Source organism: Jannaschia faecimaris (assembly GCF_900107415.1).
Classification (GTDB): Bacteria; Pseudomonadota; Alphaproteobacteria; order Rhodobacterales; family Rhodobacteraceae; genus Jannaschia; species Jannaschia faecimaris.
The window spans coordinates 112,144-131,972 of the sequence record NZ_FNPX01000009.1 but is presented as its reverse complement, the minus strand read 5'-3'; the positions used below and the strand labels follow the sequence as shown (position 1 = coordinate 131,972).

The following is a 19,829-nucleotide window of genomic DNA, read 5'->3' as shown; positions in this document are numbered from 1 at the left end:
GGATGTCATGTCCGAAGCCAAGGGGCGCGGCTACGACACCAAGGTCATGCGCAAGATCATCGCCCTGCGCAAACGCGAAGCCGACGACATCGCCGAAGAAGAGGCGATCATGGATATGTACAAAGAAGCGTTGGGGATGGCGTGATGACCATACCGCTCCGCGTCCTGATCGGCTGCGAAACATCCGGCGTCGTGCGCCGCGCCTTCGCCGCGCTCGGCCACGATGTCTGGTCTTGCGACATTGAACCGGCGGTCGATCGGTCGAACCGTCACATCGTCGGCGATGTGCGCGACGTGATGCAGGACAGCTGGGATCTGATGGCCGTCATGCACCCGCCCTGCACCCGTCTGACGAACAGCGGCGTGCGCTGGCTGCACACCCCGCCGCCGGGCAAGACGCACGACCAGATGTGGCGCGAACTGGATGAAGGCGCGGCCCTGTTCGACGCCGTCTGGACCGTGCCCCACATCCCACGCGTCGCGGTCGAAAACCCGGTGATGCACCGCCACGCCCGCGAACGGATCACGGGCCAGCCCAAGCCCACACAGTCAGTGCAGCCGTGGCACTTCGGCACAGACGCCAGCGGCCCGGACAATCAGCGCAAGCGGACCTGTTTCTGGCTGCGCGGCCTGCCCGCCCTGACCCGCACCGGCACCCTCGACGGAACCACCGCCCGCGCCGACGTTCACCGCGCCAGCCCGGGCCCCGACCGCGCCCGCATCCGATCACGTTTCTTTCCCGGCATGGCAGCGGCGATGGCCGAACAATGGGGCGGGCACGCGACGGCGGATGCCTGCGCATGACCACCGCCACATAGGAGGCCCCCTGACATGCCCGCCGCGCACCCGACATCCACCCATTTCACCCGCGCCAGGCGGGCGCTGACCTGATGCAGGGCGCACGGCCATACACGCCCGACACCCTTGCCGACCGCTGGGGTTGCTCCGGCGAGACAATTCGGCAGATGGTGAAGCGCGGCGACCTTCCCGGCTTTCGGGTAGGCCGAATGTTCCGCATCCCCGCAACAGCTGTTGAGGAATACGAAGCATGTCAGACATCACCATCGGCAGATTGCGCGGCGGATACTGCGTCCGCTGGATCGACCCGGATACCGGAAAGCGCCGGCGCTATCAGCTTGCGGCACGCACGCGAACGGAGGCCGAAGGCGAAGCGCGGGACCGATACCCGAAGGAAACAGCCCTGACACGAGACATGAGCGTGCGCGACATCCGGGACCACTACATCAAATGGCTGGGCGACAAGCCGACGGCGGAGACGATGCGATACACGGGGAAGGCCGTTCTTGCTCATTTTGGAGACCTCTACCCACGACACATCACCGACGCGGATTGCGCCGCCTATGTGTCCGCGCGGGTCACCGGCGGGCGGACCATCGGGACCGTGCATACCGAACTCGGCCATCTGCGCAGCGCCGTGTCATGGGCCGCGAAGAAGCGGCTGATCGACTTCGCGCCGCAGATCCCGAGACCCCCGAAACCTGACAGCGACGTGACGCCCCTTTCTGATGCCGAGGCCGTGCGCTTGATTGACAGTTGCGATGTCCCGCACGTCCGACTCGCCGTAGTCCTGGCTTAACGACAGCGGCGCGGATCGGGGCCATCCTTGATCTGACGTGGGGCCGGATCGACTTCGAGCGCGGGAATATCAATCTCCGCTTGCCAGATGGCGTGACCCGGAAAGGTCGGGCGGTCGTCGCCATGAACCGCATGGCGCGTGCCGCCTTAGAAGCGGCGTATCAGGCGCGCCTGTCAGATTACGTGATCGAATTCGGCGGGAAGCCGGTCGGCTCGATCCGCACCGGCTTCAACGCGGCAGTCAGGCGCGCCGGAATCGGCAGAGCTGTCGGCGTCCACGATCTGCGACACACAGCGGCGGTCAAGATGCTTTCGATGGGCATACCGATGGAACAGGTCAGCCAGTTCCTCGCCCACTCCAACGTCCAGACGACCAGGCGGGTCTATGCCAGGTTCGCGCCCGAACACCTTGCCGATGCGGCTGCCGTCCTTGAGTTCACGGACACGCCCCGTGCGGTCAGAAAGGTTCGCTGAACCCATGAACACTTTGCACATCGGCGCAAATATCCATATAAAAAAGGGGAAACGGTGGTGGGTGATAAGGGATTTGAACCCCTGACATCTTCGATGTGAACGAAGCGCTCTACCACTGAGCTAATCACCCGAACCGTGTCCGGTCTTTAGACAAACGCGATACGGGGTTCAAGACCTGCAAAGCGGCACTTGGCAGATCGTTTGAACACAAATCCGAACACTGCGGATAGCCAAAATGAGGGGCCGCCTCGCAAGAAATCTACGCTCGCCGGCCCTGCTTGGTTGACGGTCGTTGCAACGGGCCATGTACAGATAGGGATCACAAATCGCGCCCTTGCGGAGACAATGGATGGCGCGGAGTTCATCAGTATTTCAACTTTGCGACATGGTTAACACGCCGGGATGACTGCATACCGGGATTTGGACCGTTTCCGATCGTGTTCTCATACCTACGGGTAGGTCGAGAAAGCGTGCCAAGTCGCCGCCCGCACCCCGAAAAAGCCGATGAATGTGGTGCGTTAGAAAACGGGATCGACGCATGCCAGTCCAACGCCGCCAGCGGATCATTCTGCCCGGCTCGGGCGTTTCTCGCTGCTGTCGAATGACCACTGTCGCCCCCCACGCCTTCGCTGGCAACGCGGCACCTAGCCCCGATTGATCCGGTCGTGATCGTCGAAGATACATCTAGGTCGGGCAAGGGTATTTTTGTCCGGCTCCTCTTCCTTGTCTTCGTGACCAACGAGGTGGCCATCTGATCGTGACAAACCAACACCGCCACCCCTGTTGGCAGCCAAGGTAGTACGATGAACGTGCCCTCCGAGGCTCTTTTTCTGGTCGAACCTGACGGTATCTTCTTGTCGCCTTGGCCCGGCTGACCCAGAACGCGACATGGACTTCCAACGGATGCTTGACGAGATCGGCCATGAGATGGCCAGACGTGACGACCGCGGGGCCGTCGCGACTTATATCCCTGAGCTTGCCGATATCGACCCGGATCAATTTGGAATGGCCGTCGCCACTGTCGACGGGCGCGTGATGGTCACCGGGGACGCGGATGTTCCGTTCTCGATCCAGTCGGTCTCCAAGGTCTTCACGCTGGCCCTGGCCCTTGGCCGGCACGGCGACGGTCTTTGGCACCGGGTCGGGCGCGAACCTTCGGGCCATGCCTTCAACTCGATCCTGCAACTTGAGACCGAGCACGGCATCCCGCGGAATCCCTTCATCAACGCAGGTGCGCTGGTGGTGACCGATGCAATTCTGGAAGGTCGCGCACCGAAGGAAACCCTGGCCGAACTTTTGCAGTTCGTGCGCGCCGCCGCCGATGACGACGCGATCCATATCGACGCCGACGTCGCCCGGTCCGAACAGGAGACCGGGCACCGCAACATGGCGCTGGCCCAGTTCATGGCGGCTCATGGCAACTTGCGGAATCCCGTCGAAATGACCTGTGGCACCTACTTCCATCAATGCGCAATCGCGATGTCATGCCGGCAATTGGCGATGGCCGGTCGGTTCCTGGTGGGGGGCCGCGACATGCCGGGCCTTGTTGCGCGCCGGCGGATGCGGCGGATCCTGGCGTTGATGATGACTTGCGGGCATTACGACGCCTCGGGTGATTTCGCGTTTCGCGTGGGCCTGCCGGGCAAGAGCGGTGTGGGCGGTGCCATATTGGTGATCGCACCGGGCCGTGCATCGATCGCCGTGTGGTCGCCGGGCCTGAATGCAAATGGCAACTCGCATCTGGGCACGCAAGCGACAGAGGTTTTCGCAACCCGGACAAATTGGTCCGTCTTCGACTGAAATGAAAAAAGGGGCCCCCGAAGGAGCCCCTGATTTCACGTCCGGTGCGTGGCCTCAGTGGGCCGTCGCCCCGTCAGCTGCCGCCTGCGCCGTCTTTGCACGCAACGCTGCAGCCTCCTCGGCGGCCTCGTCCCAGTCGATTGGCTCGGGCGCTTCGGTCAGGGCCAGCTTGAGCACTTCGGAGACGTGCTTAACCGGGATGATCTCCAGCCCGTTCTTCACGCTGTCAGGCAATTCTGCCAGGTCCTTCTCGTTCTCCTCGGGGATGAGGACGGTCGTGATGCCGCCCCGCAGCGCAGCGAGAAGTTTCTCCTTGAGCCCGCCGATGGGCATCGCGTTGCCACGCAGGCTGACTTCCCCCGTCATGGCGATGTCACGCCGCACGGGGATCTGCGTCAAAGCCGAGACGATAGACGTCACCATCGCCAAACCGGCGCTAGGCCCATCCTTCGGCGTGGCCCCATCGGGCACGTGGACGTGAATGTCCATCGTGTCGAACTTGGGCGGCTTGACCCCGATCTGCGGCGCGATGGATCTTACGTAGGAGGATGCCGCGTCGATCGACTCCTTCATCACATCGCCCAGCTTGCCGGTGGTCTTCATCCGCCCCTTGCCCGGCAGGCGCAGTGCCTCGATGTGCAGCAAATCGCCGCCCACCGAGGTATAGGCCAGCCCGGTAACGACACCGATTTGGTCCTCCAGTTCGGCAAGGCCATAGCGATACTTCTTCACGCCCAGAAAATCGTGCAGATTTTCCGGCGTCACAACGATCGACGTTTCCTTTTTGCCGACGATCTTGGTCACGGCCTTTCTGGCGAGCTTGGCGATCTCGCGCTCCAGGTTCCGAACACCCGCTTCGCGGGTGTACGTGCGGACCATTTCCTCAAGCGCGGCGTCCTCGACCGTGAACTCCCCCTTGCGCAATCCATGATTTTTGACCTGCTTGGGCAAAAGATGCGCCTTGGCGATCTCGACCTTCTCCTCTTCGGTGTAGCCGGCCAGGGGGATGATTTCCATCCGGTCCATCAATGGGCCGGGCATGTTGTAGGAGTTCGACGTGGTCAGGAACATCACGTTGGACAGGTCGTACTCGACCTCAAGGTAGTGGTCGACGAAAGTGCCGTTCTGCTCCGGATCAAGCACCTCCAACATCGCCGATGCCGGATCGCCACGGAAATCGTTCCCCATCTTGTCGATTTCATCGAGCAGGATGAGCGGGTTCGTCGTCTTGGCCTTTTTCAAAGCCTGGATAATCTTGCCCGGCATGGAGCCGATATAGGTCCGGCGGTGGCCGCGGATCTCGGATTCGTCACGCACGCCACCCAGCGAGATGCGAATGAACTCGCGCCCCGTGGCCTTGGCGACCGATTTGCCCAAGGAGGTCTTGCCCACGCCCGGCGGGCCGACAAGGCACATGATCGGCCCTTTCAGCTTGGTCGAACGAGCCTGCACGGCAAGGTATTCGACGATCCGTTCCTTGACCTTTTCCAGGCCATAGTGATCCTTGTCGAGAACCTCGCGGGCCTTGACGATATCCTTCTTCACGCGCGACTTGTTGCCCCACGGGATCGACAGCATCCAGTCAAGATAGTTGCGCACCACGGTCGCCTCGGCGGACATGGGCGACATGTTCTTAAGCTTCTTGATCTCGGCGTCAGCCTTTTCGCGGGCTTCCTTGGACAGCTTGGTGTCTGCGATCCGGGACTCCAACTCGGCCACCTCGTTCTGGCCGTCTTCGCCGTCGCCCAGTTCCTTCTGGATCGCCTTCATCTGCTCATTGAGGTAATATTCGCGCTGCGTCTTTTCCATCTGGGATTTGACGCGGGACTTGATGCGCTTTTCCACCTGCAGGACGGACATTTCGCCCTGCATCATGCCGAACACCTTTTCCAGGCGATCCGACACGGTAAGCAGTTCCAGAAGCTCCTGCTTCTGGTCTACTTCGATGCCGAGGTGACCGGACACCAGATCGACCAGCTTGGCTGCGTCCTGCGCTTCCTGCACTGCCCCAAGTGCCTCCTCGGGGATGTTCTTCTTGACCTTGGCGTACCGCTCGAACTCGTCGGCGACCGATTTCAGGAGCGCGTCGATCGTGGTCTGGTCACCACGACTTTCGATCAGCTCCTCGGCCTCGGCCTCGAAGAAGGTCTCGTTTTCAAGGAAACGGTTGATTTTTACGCGGCTCCGGCCTTCGACCAGCACCTTCACGGTACCGTCGGGCAGCTTGAGCAGTTGCAGCACGTTCGCCAGCACGCCGACACGGTAAATGCCATCGCTGTCGGGTTCGTCCACGGACGGATCGACCTGGCTGGACAGCAGGATCTGCTTGTCGTCCTGCATCACCTCCTCGAGGGCGCGAACAGATTTCTCGCGCCCCACGAACAGTGGGACGATCATGTGGGGGAATACTACGATGTCGCGCAACGGCAGCACCGGGTGGATGGAGGTCGTCATATCTTGTCCTTTCGCAAAGGTCCCCTGCCCCGAATGCGGCGGCGATGGGGTCCTTCCGTCTTCGACACCTGAAATGGGGTCGGATAAGCCAGTCTTCAATGCGCGGGATGTTCCCGTCTTGTTTCCCATAGTGGCCGTCGCCGGTATTCGGCGCAACCGCAGAAACGCACCACCGCGGTCCCGCGGCCTCCCGACGGATCAGGCCGCTGTCCGTTATATAAACCATTGGCCCACCGCCGCGCAGGGCAAATTCGGTGATCTGAGACAGTCGATCGGGCCATCAGGATTGCACATCCGAAGGCTATGCACCTTAGGCGAGAAGTTTCCGAGTATCCGGCAAAACGCCATAATACCCGACGCAGGTCACGACATGCGTGAGTTGCCAACCTCGAGCGGCCGTATCGAACAGGGGGCCGGGCCAGCGCGGGAATTGTCATTTAAACGCTCAGCTTGCTCGCGACAGATATCACAGCGGCTCGATATCCCCTTCGGCGCGCCTGGCATGAAATTCGGTCTGCCAAGACGCGAATGTCCCCGCCGCAATCGCGGCCCTCATTCCGGCCATCAGGTCCTGATAATAGTGGAGGTTGTGCCAGGTCAGGAGCATCCCGCCGATCATCTCCTTGGCGCGGATCACGTGGTGCAGGTACGCGCGGGAATAGTTTTGACAGGCCGGGCAGTCGCACGTCTCGTCAAGCGGGCGCGGATCGTCTGCGTGGCGTGCGTTGCGCAGGTTGACCTGCCCCCGCCGTGTCCAGCCCTGCCCCGTACGACCCGACCGAGACGGCAGAACGCAATCCATCATGTCGATACCGCGCGCGACCGCGCCCACGATGTCGTCAGGCTTGCCCACGCCCATAAGGTAGCGCGGCCTGTCCTCGGGCAGTTGGTCGGGTGCATAGTCCAGGCAGTCGAACATCGCCGCCTGTCCCTCACCCACTGCCAATCCGCCGACGGCATATCCGTCGAAGCCGATCTCGCGCAGGGCTTCGGCGCTTCGCCCCCGCAAATCCTGTTCCAGCCCGCCCTGCTGGATGCCGAACAAGGCGTGGCCGGGCCTGTCCCCGAAAGCGGCCTTGGAGCGGGCAGCCCAGCGCATCGACAACTCCATCGATGACGCAATGCGATCACGGTCGGCGGGCAGCGACGGGCATTCGTCGAAACACATCACGATGTCCGACCCAAGCAAGCGTTGTATTTCCATGCTGCGCTCGGGCGTCAGGCGGTGCTTCGATCCGTCGATGTGGGATTTGAACGTCACCCCGTCTTCGTCCAGCTTGCGCAACGCGCCCAGGCTCATGACTTGGAACCCGCCCGAGTCGGTCAGGATCGGACCGTTCCAGTTCATGAACTTGTGCAGCCCACCCAGTCGGTCAATCCGTTCCGCCGTGGGCCGCAGCATCAGGTGATACGTATTGCCCAGCAGGACATCCGCCCCCGTCGCGCGCACCGACTCGGGCATCATCCCTTTCACGGTCGCGGCGGTGCCGACGGGCATGAAGGCAGGCGTCCGGATGTCGCCACGCGTGGTTCGGATCACGCCGGCGCGGGCCTTACCATCCGTGGCGTCGAGTTGGAATGAGATGTCTTGGGCCATGAAATGCGGCTCCTCTGCGCGGCACGTCACGCGCCATAGCAGGCACATTTCAAACCCGCCACAGTGTGACGCGGCTCTACCCAACCAGACGGAACGTGAAAGAGATGCTGCACGGGCAACGGAGCCGGTCAATCCAGGCAAGACCAATAAGGCGGGGGCGACTGCCAATCTAAATCACCACTCCCGCGTCAGGCACCGGCTTGACCCTCTGACAGGACGTTGGGAGGCGCTTGAACGGGAATTACTTCGGCGACAGCAAATGGGATCCGCGCCGTGACATGGCAAGTTCGGTCCGAAGACATATCAGCTTCAAGGCAGGATCACGCCGGTAACCCACGCCGTCTGGCCGAATTTTGCCGGCATGGCCCAATCACGCGATTGAGATCTGACCAAGCGCCAGTTCGCGCGTTACCTCTGTATCAACGTCCGCGCTTCAGCGGGTCGAGACTTCCACAGGAGCGATCAATGAGACACATTCTACTAGCAGCCCTAATCCCCTTCGCCGCCGCACCGGCGTTTGCCGGCAATCTGGCCCCCGCCGCGCCCGAAGCGGCCCCCACGCCCGTGTTCGTCGAAACCGCGCCCATGTACGAATGGTCGGGTGCCTACATCGGTGGACAGATCAGCTATGCCGACATCAGCACCGACGGTGCAGCCAACCTTGATGACGACGGCGGTCTTTACGGCCTGCGCGCCGGTTACGACCTACAGCGCGGCAACCAGGTGTTCGGTGGCGTGCTGCAGTATGACATCGGCTCGATCGACCTGGAGGCTTCGGGCATCGAACTGGAAGACGTTCTGCGCGTGGGCGGCCGTTACGGCATCACCACCGGTCCCGCGCTCTATTACGGCACGGCGGGTTACGCCCGGGCCAGCACCAACATCGTCGGCAGCACCGACGGTTACTTCGCGGGTGTCGGGTACGAGCGTTTCGTGACCGATAACGTTACTTTCGGTGCCGAACTGCTGTACCATGACTTCGGCGATCTCGACAACGCGCCGGGCGTGGATGCGACGGCGACGACTGTCGGACTGAACCTGAACTACCGGTTCTGAAAACTGATCTAACGGAAAAATTGGGGGGCGCGCGTCACAGGGGCCGCGCCCCCTTTACCCTCCCGGTCGCAATCCTTATCATTTAAGTCGACCAATTCGGGGGCACCCATGACAACCGACGCCACATCCCAAACCGACACCCGTTTGGAGGGGACGCCGCTTATCGCGCCGTCGACCACGGACCATCCGCTGCACGAGGCCGTCGTGGACGCCTGCCGTTCGGTGTTTGACCCGGAAATCCCGGTCAACATTTTCGATCTTGGCCTGATCTACACCATCGACATCGATTCCGAGAATTCCGTCAAGGTGATCATGACGTTGACCGCACCGGGCTGTCCCGTCGCCGGCGAGATGCCGGGTTGGGTAGCCGATGCCGTCCTGGCGCAACCGGGCGTAAAGGACGTCGACGTGGATCTGGTGTTCGAGCCACCTTGGGGCATGGAAATGATGTCAGACGAAGCGCGGCTTGAGCTGGGGTTCATGTAAAAACGGGCCATCGCGCGCGTCCGGGCCAGCTGGCAACTGGTATCTTGCTTGCTCAAATGGGCGCGTCCGCCCTCGAACCTGTTGCGGGCGCTTAACTCATCTTTGAATACACCCGAAGTTTTCTATCGATGTGGCGTAGGACCGACTGATTGAGCGATCCTGCCCGTCCAACGCGGGCTATCTTGGCGCGCTACCGAATCCCCAGTGTCGTCATCCATGCTTCACGCAGCGGTCACCAAACCGTCACTCGAACACGTCTAATGGTGGGCATCGCACCCATGGAGATCAGCCAATGACACTTCGCATGACGCTCGTAGCCCTTATGCTCGTGACCACGACGCCCGCGCTTGCCGATGGCCATGCTACCGTAGAATCGGGCCTCAGCTACGGTCCCCGGCCCGCCTGGCTCATCAGTCAGATGGCGGACAGCGACCTGAAGACCAGGCTGCAATCCTGCGCCGGCCAGATCCCCATCCGCACGGATTTCTCCATCGGCCACCGTGGCGCACCGCTGATGTTTCCCGAACATACGGTCGAGTCGAATGTTGCCGCCGCGCAGATGGGGGCGGGCATTCTGGAATGTGACGTGACCTTCACCAAGGATCATCAACTGGTCTGCCGCCACGCGCAGAACGACCTGCACACAACGACCGATATCCTTGTAACCGGTCTGGCTGACACCTGCGTGACGCCCTTTTCACCCGTGTCGGGCGAAACCCCGGCCAGCGCCGAATGCCGCACGTCCGAGATCACGCTGGCCGAATTCCTAACCTTGGACCCCAAGATGGACGCAGCCGCTGGCGACGCCACGACGGCGGAGGCTTACCAGGGCGGTATCGCCGCGTACCGCACGTCGCTATATGGCGCGGGTGCCACGATCATGACCCACGCCGACTCGATCAAGCTGTTCAAATCGCTGGGGGCGAAGTTCACACCCGAACTGAAGGCCCCGTCGGTCGAAATGCCCCATGATGGGTTCAGCCAGGCGGACTATGCCCAGAAGCTGATCGACGAATACAAGGCCGCCGGCGTGCCCGCCTCGGATGTCTGGGCGCAATCGTTCGACCTGTCGGATATCCTCTACTGGATCGAGAATGAGCCGGAGTTTGGCGCGCAGGCCGTGTACCTCGACGACCGCTACGATGCGGAAGACGAGGACGAGGGCCTGATCGACCCGATGGACGCGACGACGTTCAAGCCGACGATGCAGGAACTGGCCGACATGGGCGTGAATTACATCGCACCGCCGCTTTGGATGCTGGTCACGGTGGAAAACGGCGGAATCGTCCCCTCGGTCTACGCGACGGAGGCCAAGGCCGCCGGCCTGAACCTGATCGCGTGGTCGCTGGAACGCTCCGGCCCCCTGAATGACGGGGGCGGCTGGTATTATCAGTCAATAAAGGACGTAACCGACAACGACGGCGTGACCTATGAGTTGGTCGACGTGCTGGCGCAGGACGTGGGCGTGGCGGGGATATTCTCGGACTGGCCCGCGACCGTTACGTATTACGCGAACTGCATGGGGCTGTAAGACGAACCGGCACAAACCGTCGACACGGGCATCTCCGACAGGCGAAGAAGGGGCGCGAGGTTTCAGCGCCCCTTCTGCCCGTCAGCACGGCGTCCCACGATCACAAGCGCCAGCGCAAGCAGCCATTTCTTCCACTTGCGCCGCTGCAAGTCGGCTTTCAGACGTGCAAACTCGGCTTGTTCGCGCTGATAATTCGTAGACAGGGCAACGGAATGGTCGGAAAGGTCATACACGGCTTTCTCCTGTGCGTCTGTGCTTCCAAGATGCGGCCCACGCCCCGCCGTTGCAGCCCGCCGGGTCCGCAACTAGCCTTTCAGCCATGCAAGATCCGATCCGCTGGAACGACTTGGCGCTGTTTGCGGCCGTCGCGCGGCACGGCACTCTGGCGGGTGCGGCGGGCGAAATCGGCACGTCGACGGCCACTCTTTCGCGACGAATGACCGCGCTGGAGGCCCGGATGGGCCGACGTCTTTTCCGGCACGGCGGGCAAAGCTATGCGATGACCGAGGACGGGGCCGCGCTGCAACTCCATGCCCGACAGATGGAGGCGGCGGCCACCGAAGTTGCGCAGTGGCAGGCCAGCGGTCACGGGCCGACCCGGGTGCGCATATCGGCGGGCACCTGGACGGCGCAGACCTTGGCCACAGACATTGTTCGGTTCTGGTCCCCTGACGCGCCCTGGGTCCCTGAGTTCGTACACTGCGATCAGGACATGGACATCGCCCGTCGCGAGATCGATATCGGCATCCGCAACCGCCGCCCCGAACAACCGTGGTTGGCCGGGCGGCGTACGGCGACCGTGCACTTTGCAGTCTACGGTCGGGATGGCGTGCAAGAGTGGATCGGGGCCAGCAGCGAAGCGGTGCGCACACCTTCGGCCCGCTGGGTGGCCCAAAATCACGGCACCGACATCGTGACCACGGTAAATGACCCGCGGCTGGGCCTGGCGTTGGCGCTGGCGGGCGTAGGGCGGATCGTCTTGCCTTGTTTCGTCGGCGACGGCACGGACTTGGCCCGCAAGTCCGATCCGATTGGCGCGCTGACGCATGAAGAATGGCTGGTCTGTCACCACGAGGCGCGGCATACGCCGGCGATCCGTACGGCTCTGGAATCACTGGCCGCTTACCTGACCGACCGGTTGCCGATAACGCCCCCTTGAGACATGCCGCAATGGCGCATATCTTGTGTGGCTAAGGAGTACGCCAATGTTTGCCATCCCCGGACAATCCCCCGTCACCGTGACGCCCGCTGCCGCCAAGCAGATTGCAAAGCTGATGGCCAAGCAAAACGCGGTCGGTTTGCGCGTTGGCGTCAAGAAAGGCGGCTGTGCGGGCATGGAGTACACCATGGACTACGTCGCCGAAGCCGAGAAACACGACGAAGTGGTCGAGGTGGACGGCGTGCGCGTTTTGATCGCCCCAATGGCGCAGATGTTCCTGTTCGGTACGGAAATCGACTACGAGACCACGCTTCTGGAGTCGGGCTTCAAGTTTCGGAATCCGAACGTTGTCGACGCCTGCGGCTGTGGTGAGTCGATCAAGTTCGACGAGACTCTAGGCACCCCGACCTGATCGCGCTATCAGCCTTCCAATCAATGGAGGGCCGACATGCCGAAGAAAATCGCCGCCGGAAACTGGAAAATGAACGGGACGCGCGCAAGCCTGCCCGACGCGATGGCCATCGCGGCAACACCTGCGGGCGACTGTGCAGTCGTGTTGTGCCCACCCGCAACATTGCTGTCACAGATGGGTACCGAGGGCCTGGCCCTGGGCGGGCAGTATTGCCATCCGAACGCCTCGGGCACGCACACGGGCGACATATCCGCCCCCATGCTGGCTGACGCCGGGGCGACCTATTGCATTACCGGCCACTCCGAACGCCGCGCCGACCACGGCGAGAGCGATGCGGACGTTTGCGCCCAGACCGAGGCTGCCTGGTCCGCCGGTCTGGTCGCGATCCTGTGCATCGGCGAGACCTTGGCGCAGCGGGAAGCCGGCGAGACGCTGGCCGTTTTGACCGCTCAACTCAACGGCTCCCTGCCAAATGGGGCGACGGCCGAAAACACGGTCATCGCCTATGAACCAGTCTGGGCCATCGGCACCGGAAAGGTCGCCAGCCCCGATCAGGTCGCGGAAGTCCACGACGCCCTGCGGGCACAGGTCGGGCCGGAGATGTCGCTGCTGTATGGTGGATCGGTGAAGGCTGGTAACGCGGCGGAATTGTTCGCGCTTGAAAACGTGAACGGCGGCCTCGTTGGCGGTGCCAGTCTCAAGGCCGCTGATTTCGCGCCGATCATCACGGCGCTGGCCGCCTCCTGAAACGCAAAAGGCGGAGCTGAGCCCCGCCTTTCACCAACATCGTCGGGTGGGCATCGAGATACCCACCTTTCTGCACTCGCTATTTAATCACGAGCTCAGGCCCCATCACCGAATTCGGCAACCAGGTCGAGATCGCGGGGATGTAGGTCACCATGATCAGGAAGACGAAAAGCACGGCCAGGAACGGCAGTGCCGCGCGGACAACGTTCATCATCGACATTCCCGCCACGCCCGAGGTCACGAACAAGTTCAGACCCACAGGCGGCGTGATCATCCCGATTTCCATGTTCACCACCATGATGATGCCCAAATGGATCGGGTCGATTCCCAACTCGATCGCGATCGGGAACACCAGCGGGGCCACGATGACCAGAAGGCCCGAAGGCTCCATGAACTGACCACCGATCAGCAGGATCACGTTCACCACGATCAGGAAGGTAATCGGGCCCAACCCTGCCCCCAGCATCGCGTTGGCGATGGATTGGGGGATCTGCTCATCCGTCAGCACATGCTTCAGGATCAGTGCGTTCGCGATGATGAACATCAGCGTAATCGTCAGTTTGGCCGCGTCCAGCAGGGTGTTGCGTGTGTCAGGATGGAAAAACGCCGTCAGCAATGCCTGCGGGTGGTTGAGCAGCGACTTGGGCGAGCCCTCGATCAGGTGACCATCCACGACGGCCGCGCCGACCGACTGCGCCCGCTTGGCCGCCAGCGGGCCGATATCGCGATAGACGAACATCGCAACCACGAAGGCGTAGACCGAGGCAACGGCAGCGGCTTCGGTCGGCGTGAAGATCGCCCCGGTGACGCCCGGAATGCCATAGATCCCGATCATGATGATCGCGATCAGCATCAGCCCCCAGAAGGCTTCGCGGAACGACGCCCCCACCTCGCCCCAGCCGACGAAATCGCCCTTTGGCATGTTTTTCTTCACGGCGATCACATAGATCGTGACCATCAGCATCAAGCCCGCCAGCAGGCCGGGAATGACGCCCGCAAGGAACATCCGCCCCACCGACACGTCTGTGGCCGACGCATAGACCACCATCACGATGGACGGCGGGATCAGAATGCCCAGCGTGCCCGCGTTGCAGATCACGCCGGCAGCGAATTCCTTGGTGTAGCCCGCTTCCTTCATCGCCGCGATGACGATGGTGCCGATGGCGACCACGGTCGCGGGCGAGGAGCCCGAGAGCGCGGCAAACATCATGCAGGCGAACACGCCTGCGATGGCGAGACCACCGCGGAAGTGCCCCACGCATGCGATGGAGAAGCGGATGATCCGCCGCGCCACACCGCCGGTGGACATGAAACTGGATGCAAGGATGAAGAACGGAATTGCCAGCAGAGTGTAGTGCCCGGCCATCGCCTGGTAAAACGACTGCGCGATGCTCGCCAGCGATGTGTCCGAGAAGGTCAGCAAGAAGAAAATCGAGCTGAAGCCCAGAGAGACAGCGATCGGTACACCCAGCAACAGCAGACCGATGATCATCACGAAAAGAAGGACGACTTCCATGGTTCAGACCTTCCGATTGGAGTCTATGACGGGCGCGACCGTCTCATAGGCCCCCGTCTCGACAAGGGGTTTGCGGCGCGGAGGCACAGCCGGTTCCACGGCGCCCGATTCCAAGGTCTTTGCGGCTTGGGCCACGTCTTCCTCGGCCTCGTGACTGACGATCAGGCTCTCCCGGTCGCCGCGCGCGATAGCGATGACCGACTGTATCACCCGGAACAGTATCAGGGCCGATCCGATGGGCAGGATGATATACGGGATGACGCGGGGAAGTTTTTCGTATTCCTCGCCCTGGTTGATCAGCGGCTCCAGCCAGCCGAACAGCCAGCGCAGTGGCGGCACTTGATCGGTGACATACCACGCCTGATCGCGCGTATTCTCGAACCCTGTCGGGAACCACGTGCCCGACGTCCGATTCAGCGCCGCATAGGGTGCCCAGTAATCCCATGACCCCTTGAGCAGCAGGAACGCGTACACAATGGTGACCGCCCCCGCCAGCAGGGCGCAGATGCGCTTGGCCTTGGACGGCAAAAGGTTGGTAACAGCATCGACGCCCAGGTGCGCGGTGATCTTGAAGGCATAGCTGACGCCGAAGATCACCAGCCAGGCGAAGAGGATCAGGATAACTTCAAGCGACCAGATCACGGACTGGTTGAAAACATAGCGCAGCACCACGTTCACAAAGGTCAGCAAGGTCATCAGACCCAACAAAACGGCGATGGCCGTTTCCTCGAACGTATGGACGGCGCGGGCCAGACGGCCCTGTGGTTCATAGCGCGTAGCCATGATCTCCCCTCCCCCTGAAAAGCGCCGGGCCGCGTGACGCGGCCCGGCAGTTCGTCATTTTCGAGTGCGGATCACGATCCGGCGGCCATCGCGGCGTCGATCACGTCTTGGCCAATGCCGTCGGCGAACTGCGCCCAGACGGGCCGCATCGCATCGACCCAGGCCTGACGCTGTTCGTCGGTCAGTTCGCGGATGACGCCACCGTTGTCCAGAACGGCCTGACGCGCTTCGGCGTCGACCTGGCCCACGGCCGCGTTCCGCTCATCCGTGACTTCCGTCAGGATGGTCATCATCTGGTCGCGAACGGCCGGATCAAGGCTGTCCAGGAAATCGACCGAAGTAACGACCAGATAGTCGAGCACACCGTGGTTCGTCTCGGTGGTGCCGTCCTGCACCTCGAAAAACTTCTGACCGAAGACGTTCGACCAGGTGTTCTCCTGTCCGTCGACCACGCCCTGCTGCAGGGCACCGTAGACTTCCGAGAAAGCCATCGGCTGTGGCGAGACGTCGATGGCTTCCATCTGCGCGACGATCACGTCCGACGGCTGCACGCGGAATTTGAGACCGGCGGCGTCGGTGGGCAGGATCAGCGGTACATTGGCCGACATCTGCTTGAGGCCGTTGTGCCAGAATGACAGACCCTGCAGGCCACGACGCTGCATGGAGTCCAGCATTTCCTGCCCGGTCGGGCCCTGCTGGAATGCGTCCACGGCTTCTATGTTCGGGAACAGGAACGGCAGGTCGAACACCTGGAAGACCTTGGTGAACGGCTCGAACTTGGACAGCGACGGCGCGGCCATCTGGACGTCGCCCTGCAGCATCGCCTCAAGAACCTGATCATCGTTGTAGAGCGTCGAGTTCGGGAAGACCTCGACACACATCGTGCCGTTCATCTCTTCGTTCACTCGCTCTTGGAACAGCGACGCGGCGATGCCCTTGGGGTGGCGGTCGGTGTTGGTGACGTGAGCGAACTTGACGACGATCTCACCATCTTCGCAGCTGGCAAAAGCGGCCTGCGCGGTCACGGTGAGGGCCATAGCAGTGGCGGCGGTTGTCAGAAATTTCATGATTCTCTCCCTTTGTGGCGTCGGATCGATGACGCTTGGGCAGGACGCTATCAGGACCAAATTCGCGGTAAAGCGGAATTCCTACAACTAACATATGGATTTATTATCAGTGCCTTAAATCATGATGCTCATGTCGCGCCGCAGCAACGTGCGGGGTTTCGCACACCCCGATACCGCTATCTGTGTGGATTTTCGCACAAAGAGTGTCGCATCACTCGGGGCGGTAGTCCTCTGGCTTGAGGCCATGGCGGGTCAGTTTGTCGTAAAAGGTCTTTCGCGGCAGATCGAGATCCTGCGCCGCCAATGTCGCCTGCCCGCGGTGCCGGGTCAGCGTTTCGATCAAGATGGACCGTTCGACTGCGCGCATACGGTCAGCCAGCCCGGCGCGCGGCGTCCCGGTCATCTCCCCGTCGGGCAGTCCCATTGCAAAACGCATAGCGTGGTTCATCAAACCGCGCGCATTGCCCGGCCAATCCCGCGCCATGAGGCGCGCCTGGACATCGGGTGCGACATCGGGAACCGGTAGGTCGGCCTGTTCGCAAGCCAGGTTGAGGTAGTGCTGAAACAGGACGGGGATGTCCCCCGGTCTGTCGCGCAAGGGCGGGATATGCACTTGCAAGCCCTCCAGCCGATAGAAAAGATCCGGGTCAAGCGCCTCAACCAGCACTGCGGGATCACGGTGCGTCGCGGCAAGCAGTCGAACACCGCCGTTTTCGGGCACTTCATCCTCGGGCAGGCGATGCTGAAGTGCGGACGGCAGGGCGTCGATGTGGTCGATGAACAGGCTGCCGCCTTCGGCCACCATGATCGCCTCGGCAAGGCTTTCGGCGTCCAGCGCGGGGGCGGAGCGTTTTACGAACGGCCCCGTTGCGCGCGGCGACAACAAATGGATCACTTCGGCCAGCTTGGACGTCCCTGTCCCCGGCTCCCCCTGTATCAGAACGGCCCCGGTCCCGCGTGCGACAGCCCGCGCCCGATCCCGCATCTCCCGGCTCTGCGGTGAAATCCCGCGCAGCATCCGGGCAGCGGCGTCCCCCCCATCCATCGCCCCCCGCTCGCGACGTGCCTCCAGCGTGGCGTGTCGCAGCGCCAGTGCACGGCGCACCGTCTCGACCAGTTCTTCGGGGTCGCAGGGCTTCTCCAGGAAGGCGAATGCACCTTCGGACATGCCGCGAACCGCCGTGGGCACGTCTCCCTCCCCTGTCAGCAGGATGACTGGCAAGTCGGGGTCCGCCGCGCGCGCCTGTGCCAGAAGGTGAAACCCGTCGCGCCCCGGCATACGAATGTCGGTGACGACGATGCCCGCCAGATCACGCGTCAGGCGGGGTTGCGCCGCGAGGAAACTGCCCGCGGTCGTGACCGTCAAATCGGCCAGTTCCATGGTTTGCATCAGCGCGTCGCGGACGCTCAGGTCATCTTCGACCAGAAGAACATCGGTCATGCAGCGGCCTCCGCCTCGGCCGGGCGCAGTGTCACCACGAATTCGGCCCCCTGCCCGGTATTGCGCCCACGGATATCACCCCCGAACCCCTGCACGATCCCATAACTCAACGACAACCCCAGGCCCAGCCCCGCGCCAACCTCCTTGGTGGTATAGAAGGGGTCGAAGATAGCCTCCGGATCGGTCAATCCCGGCCCGGTGTCGCGCACCGTGATCGTGGGCGGACCGTCGGTCAGCGTGATCGTCAGCCGCCGCTTGTCGCTGTCGGCCATCGCATCGACGGCATTGGCGATCAGGTTCACCAGAACCTGCCCCATCCGCACCTCTCCGGCCATGGCAAGAACCGGGGCATCGGGCAGATCGACCTCCGTCTCGACGGCCAAAGCGGCGCGTCGTGACTCGGTGATTTCCAGCGCACCCTCGATCGCCGTGGCCAGGTTCGTCTCGACGGCGGGCTGGGGTTCGCTTCGGGCGAAGGCAGACAGGTTCCGAATGATCCGCCCCATGCGACCCGCCAGGTCATTGATCCGGGTCAAGTTCGCGCCCGCCGCGTTGGTGTTGCCCCGGTTCAGAAACGTCGCCGCGTTTTGCGCAAAGCTTCGGATTGCCATCAGGGGCTGGTTCAGTTCGTGACTGATGCCCGCGGACAATTGGCCCAGAGCCGACAGCTTGCTGGCCTGCACCAACTCGGCCTGAGCACGCGTCAATGCGGCCTCGGCCTCGCGCCGTTCGCGAATTTCGTCGGTTAGGGCGGCCGTCCTTTCGGCGACGCGCACCTCCAGCAATTGGTTCGCACGGGCCAGCACACGCCGACGTTCCCAAAGGAACACCAACAATCCGCCCAGCACCAGAAGCGCGGCCCCCGCCGCCAACCCCCGCGCCTGCGCCAACTGCCGCGCAGGAGCGGTATCGAGCAGGATCTCGGCGGTCAGACCCAGCGTCGGCTGCGGCAGTTCGAGGTGCAGCGCATCGCGGGGGATGTAGCGGCCCGATTCCGTGCGCCGGATGTCCAACCCCCGGATCGGCGTGCGGATCTGCGGCGGTGGCCCACCCAAGAGTTCCTCCCGGTTCGAGACAACGACGTGGCCCGCGGTATCGGTAAAGTAGATGGCCTGCGGATCGCCCCGCCAGCCCCGCTCGAGGATGGCCAGATCACGCGTGACGGCCACCGCGCCCGACACCTTGCCCTGTGCATCGAAGGTCGGGGCCGCATGGGCGAAGACGCGCCCGCCGAACACCGGGCCCTGCGGCATCGGTCCCACGCCCAACGCGCCTTGCCGGGCCCGGTCCATCCAGACCGCGTCGGACAGATCCCCCCGTCGGCCCGAAGCGGAACCGATTACGGTGCCGGCCCCCTTGAGCAACAAGACGTCCGACGCACCTGATCGATCGGCAAACCCCTGCAATCGCGTAGCCGGGTAATCGAAAATGCCGGGCTGAGAGACGGCAGCCGCAATACCTGGGTCGGCGGCCAGCAGGACCGCCAGATCGCGGGAGCGTTGCAGTTCCAAACGCAGGCGATCCGCAGCCAGGCTCAGGTCGGAGCCGCCCTTGGCCTGAAGCGCGGTCAGCGCCGTGCCCAGTGTCGTCCACCAGACCCCCCCCGCCATGGCGAGGGCGGCGAAAAGCGTCAACAAGATCAGAAGTGCGCGATGCATATGGATCAGACTAAGCCCCAAGGGTCGCGGGGCCAAGCCTTGACGATGCCCC

Annotated in this window: 19 protein-coding genes, 1 tRNA gene and 1 pseudogene; 12 read left to right on the top strand and 9 right to left on the bottom strand. The window is 62.8% G+C overall.

The window, feature by feature from the left end; translation table 11 throughout:
• From BLV27_RS11470 to BLV27_RS19760, 5 genes and pseudogenes are all read left to right on the top strand, one after another.
• Positions 1-145 (top strand): DUF2312 domain-containing protein (locus BLV27_RS11470; RefSeq protein WP_139176610.1); only part of this gene is annotated, 145 nt, incomplete at its 5' end.
• A complete protein-coding gene (locus BLV27_RS11465; protein ID WP_092646047.1) occupies positions 145-804 on the top strand; it encodes a hypothetical protein in 660 nt (219 codons plus the stop codon). The genes BLV27_RS11470 and BLV27_RS11465, both read left to right, overlap by 1 nt.
• 86 nt (positions 805-890) lie before the next feature.
• Positions 891-1,031: pseudogene (locus BLV27_RS20215) on the top strand (excisionase family DNA-binding protein); the annotation flags it as partial.
• 17 nt (positions 1,032-1,048) lie between these two features.
• Entirely contained in the window at positions 1,049-1,597 is a 549-nt protein-coding gene (locus BLV27_RS19765; RefSeq protein ID WP_244504631.1) for a hypothetical protein, read from the top strand.
• Positions 1,555-2,070 carry a tyrosine-type recombinase/integrase gene (locus tag BLV27_RS19760; RefSeq protein ID WP_244504630.1) on the top strand — a complete coding sequence of 172 codons (516 nt, stop codon included), beginning with the start codon at positions 1,555-1,557 and terminating at the stop codon, positions 2,068-2,070. Before BLV27_RS19765 ends, BLV27_RS19760 begins: the two co-directional genes overlap by 43 nt.
• A gap of 55 nt (positions 2,071-2,125) precedes the next feature.
• Here the strand turns inward: BLV27_RS19760 and BLV27_RS11450 are convergent.
• A tRNA-Val gene (locus tag BLV27_RS11450) sits at positions 2,126-2,200 on the bottom strand.
• Between the two features lie 758 nt (positions 2,201-2,958).
• Here BLV27_RS11450 and BLV27_RS11445 point away from each other — a divergent pair.
• A complete protein-coding gene (locus tag BLV27_RS11445) occupies positions 2,959-3,870 on the top strand; it encodes a glutaminase (RefSeq protein ID WP_092646043.1) in 912 nt (303 codons plus the stop codon).
• 54 nt (positions 3,871-3,924) lie between these two features.
• Here BLV27_RS11445 and lon read toward each other — a convergent pair whose 3' ends face one another.
• Together lon and tgt are read right to left on the bottom strand one after the other, a co-directional pair.
• A complete protein-coding gene (gene lon / locus BLV27_RS11440; RefSeq protein WP_092646041.1) occupies positions 3,925-6,324 on the bottom strand; it encodes an endopeptidase La in 2,400 nt (799 codons plus the stop codon).
• 466 nt (positions 6,325-6,790) lie between these two features.
• The gene (gene tgt, locus BLV27_RS11435; RefSeq protein ID WP_092646039.1) at positions 6,791-7,921 is read right to left on the bottom strand and encodes a tRNA guanosine(34) transglycosylase Tgt; all 1,131 of its coding nucleotides are present in this window, start codon (positions 7,919-7,921) and stop codon (positions 6,791-6,793) included.
• Positions 7,922-8,386: 465 nt separating this feature from the next.
• Between tgt and BLV27_RS11430 the strand changes: the two genes are divergently transcribed.
• From BLV27_RS11430 to BLV27_RS11420, 3 genes are all read left to right on the top strand, one after another.
• Entirely contained in the window at positions 8,387-8,977 is a 591-nt protein-coding gene (locus BLV27_RS11430; RefSeq protein ID WP_092646037.1) for an outer membrane protein, read from the top strand.
• A 108-nt stretch (positions 8,978-9,085) separates the two neighbouring features.
• Positions 9,086-9,463: an SUF system Fe-S cluster assembly protein gene (locus tag BLV27_RS11425; protein WP_092646035.1), complete on the top strand. Its 378-nt coding sequence runs from the start codon at positions 9,086-9,088 to the stop codon at positions 9,461-9,463.
• Positions 9,464-9,755: 292 nt separating this feature from the next.
• A complete protein-coding gene (locus tag BLV27_RS11420) occupies positions 9,756-10,994 on the top strand; it encodes a glycerophosphodiester phosphodiesterase family protein (RefSeq protein WP_244504629.1) in 1,239 nt (412 codons plus the stop codon).
• Between the two features lie 62 nt (positions 10,995-11,056).
• On the opposite strand, the gene BLV27_RS19360 is transcribed toward BLV27_RS11420, so the two are convergent.
• Positions 11,057-11,227 carry a hypothetical protein gene (locus BLV27_RS19360; RefSeq protein WP_170831432.1) on the bottom strand — a complete coding sequence of 57 codons (171 nt, stop codon included), beginning with the start codon at positions 11,225-11,227 and terminating at the stop codon, positions 11,057-11,059.
• Between the two features lie 86 nt (positions 11,228-11,313).
• Here BLV27_RS19360 and BLV27_RS11415 point away from each other — a divergent pair, with 86 nt between their 5' ends.
• From BLV27_RS11415 to tpiA, 3 genes are read left to right on the top strand one after another with little or no spacing between them, the layout of a single operon-like run.
• The gene (locus BLV27_RS11415; RefSeq protein ID WP_092646031.1) at positions 11,314-12,153 is read left to right on the top strand and encodes a LysR family transcriptional regulator; all 840 of its coding nucleotides are present in this window, start codon (positions 11,314-11,316) and stop codon (positions 12,151-12,153) included.
• Positions 12,154-12,199: 46 nt separating this feature from the next.
• Positions 12,200-12,565, top strand: a complete 366-nt coding sequence (locus tag BLV27_RS11410) for a HesB/IscA family protein (RefSeq protein ID WP_092646029.1) — start codon at positions 12,200-12,202, stop codon at positions 12,563-12,565.
• A 36-nt stretch (positions 12,566-12,601) separates the two neighbouring features.
• The gene (gene tpiA, locus BLV27_RS11405) at positions 12,602-13,312 is read left to right on the top strand and encodes a triose-phosphate isomerase (RefSeq protein WP_092646027.1); all 711 of its coding nucleotides are present in this window, start codon (positions 12,602-12,604) and stop codon (positions 13,310-13,312) included.
• A 79-nt stretch (positions 13,313-13,391) separates the two neighbouring features.
• On the opposite strand, the gene BLV27_RS11400 is transcribed toward tpiA, so the two are convergent.
• From BLV27_RS11400 to BLV27_RS11380, 5 genes are all read right to left on the bottom strand, one after another.
• Entirely contained in the window at positions 13,392-14,828 is a 1,437-nt protein-coding gene (locus BLV27_RS11400; protein ID WP_092646025.1) for a TRAP transporter large permease, read from the bottom strand.
• Positions 14,829-14,831: 3 nt separating this feature from the next.
• Positions 14,832-15,611, bottom strand: a complete 780-nt coding sequence (locus BLV27_RS11395) for a TRAP transporter small permease (protein WP_092646023.1) — start codon at positions 15,609-15,611, stop codon at positions 14,832-14,834.
• Between the two features lie 71 nt (positions 15,612-15,682).
• The gene (locus tag BLV27_RS11390; protein WP_092646021.1) at positions 15,683-16,678 is read right to left on the bottom strand and encodes a DctP family TRAP transporter solute-binding subunit; all 996 of its coding nucleotides are present in this window, start codon (positions 16,676-16,678) and stop codon (positions 15,683-15,685) included.
• A 211-nt stretch (positions 16,679-16,889) separates the two neighbouring features.
• Positions 16,890-18,119 carry a sigma-54-dependent transcriptional regulator gene (locus BLV27_RS11385; protein WP_092646019.1) on the bottom strand — a complete coding sequence of 410 codons (1,230 nt, stop codon included), beginning with the start codon at positions 18,117-18,119 and terminating at the stop codon, positions 16,890-16,892.
• Entirely contained in the window at positions 18,116-19,777 is a 1,662-nt protein-coding gene (locus BLV27_RS11380; RefSeq protein ID WP_092646017.1) for a sensor histidine kinase, read from the bottom strand. The genes BLV27_RS11385 and BLV27_RS11380 overlap by 4 nt, the downstream gene beginning before the upstream one ends.
• Positions 19,778-19,829 lie beyond the last annotated feature (52 nt).

What these genes read in the sequence shown, in the direction of transcription:
- BLV27_RS11410 (WP_092646029.1), top strand. Translation starts at nt 12,200, where the DNA reads ATGTTTGCCATCCCCGGACAATCCCCCGTCACCGTGACGCCCGCTGCC.
- lon (WP_092646041.1), bottom strand. Translation starts at nt 6,324, where the DNA reads ATGACGACCTCCATCCACCCGGTGCTGCCGTTGCGCGACATCGTAGTA.
- BLV27_RS11430 (WP_092646037.1), top strand. Translation starts at nt 8,387, where the DNA reads ATGAGACACATTCTACTAGCAGCCCTAATCCCCTTCGCCGCCGCACCG.
- BLV27_RS11395 (WP_092646023.1), bottom strand. Translation starts at nt 15,611, where the DNA reads ATGGCTACGCGCTATGAACCACAGGGCCGTCTGGCCCGCGCCGTCCAT.
- tgt (WP_092646039.1), bottom strand. Translation starts at nt 7,921, where the DNA reads ATGGCCCAAGACATCTCATTCCAACTCGACGCCACGGATGGTAAGGCC.
- BLV27_RS11425 (WP_092646035.1), top strand. Translation starts at nt 9,086, where the DNA reads ATGACAACCGACGCCACATCCCAAACCGACACCCGTTTGGAGGGGACG.
- tpiA (WP_092646027.1), top strand. Translation starts at nt 12,602, where the DNA reads ATGCCGAAGAAAATCGCCGCCGGAAACTGGAAAATGAACGGGACGCGC.
- BLV27_RS11465 (WP_092646047.1), top strand. Translation starts at nt 145, where the DNA reads ATGACCATACCGCTCCGCGTCCTGATCGGCTGCGAAACATCCGGCGTC.
- BLV27_RS11400 (WP_092646025.1), bottom strand. Translation starts at nt 14,828, where the DNA reads ATGGAAGTCGTCCTTCTTTTCGTGATGATCATCGGTCTGCTGTTGCTG.
- BLV27_RS11415 (WP_092646031.1), top strand. Translation starts at nt 11,314, where the DNA reads ATGCAAGATCCGATCCGCTGGAACGACTTGGCGCTGTTTGCGGCCGTC.
- BLV27_RS11385 (WP_092646019.1), bottom strand. Translation starts at nt 18,119, where the DNA reads ATGACCGATGTTCTTCTGGTCGAAGATGACCTGAGCGTCCGCGACGCG.
- BLV27_RS11445 (WP_092646043.1), top strand. Translation starts at nt 2,959, where the DNA reads ATGGACTTCCAACGGATGCTTGACGAGATCGGCCATGAGATGGCCAGA.
- BLV27_RS19765 (WP_244504631.1), top strand. Translation starts at nt 1,049, where the DNA reads ATGTCAGACATCACCATCGGCAGATTGCGCGGCGGATACTGCGTCCGC.
- BLV27_RS11390 (WP_092646021.1), bottom strand. Translation starts at nt 16,678, where the DNA reads ATGAAATTTCTGACAACCGCCGCCACTGCTATGGCCCTCACCGTGACC.
- BLV27_RS11420 (WP_244504629.1), top strand. Translation starts at nt 9,756, where the DNA reads ATGACACTTCGCATGACGCTCGTAGCCCTTATGCTCGTGACCACGACG.
- BLV27_RS11380 (WP_092646017.1), bottom strand. Translation starts at nt 19,777, where the DNA reads ATGCATCGCGCACTTCTGATCTTGTTGACGCTTTTCGCCGCCCTCGCC.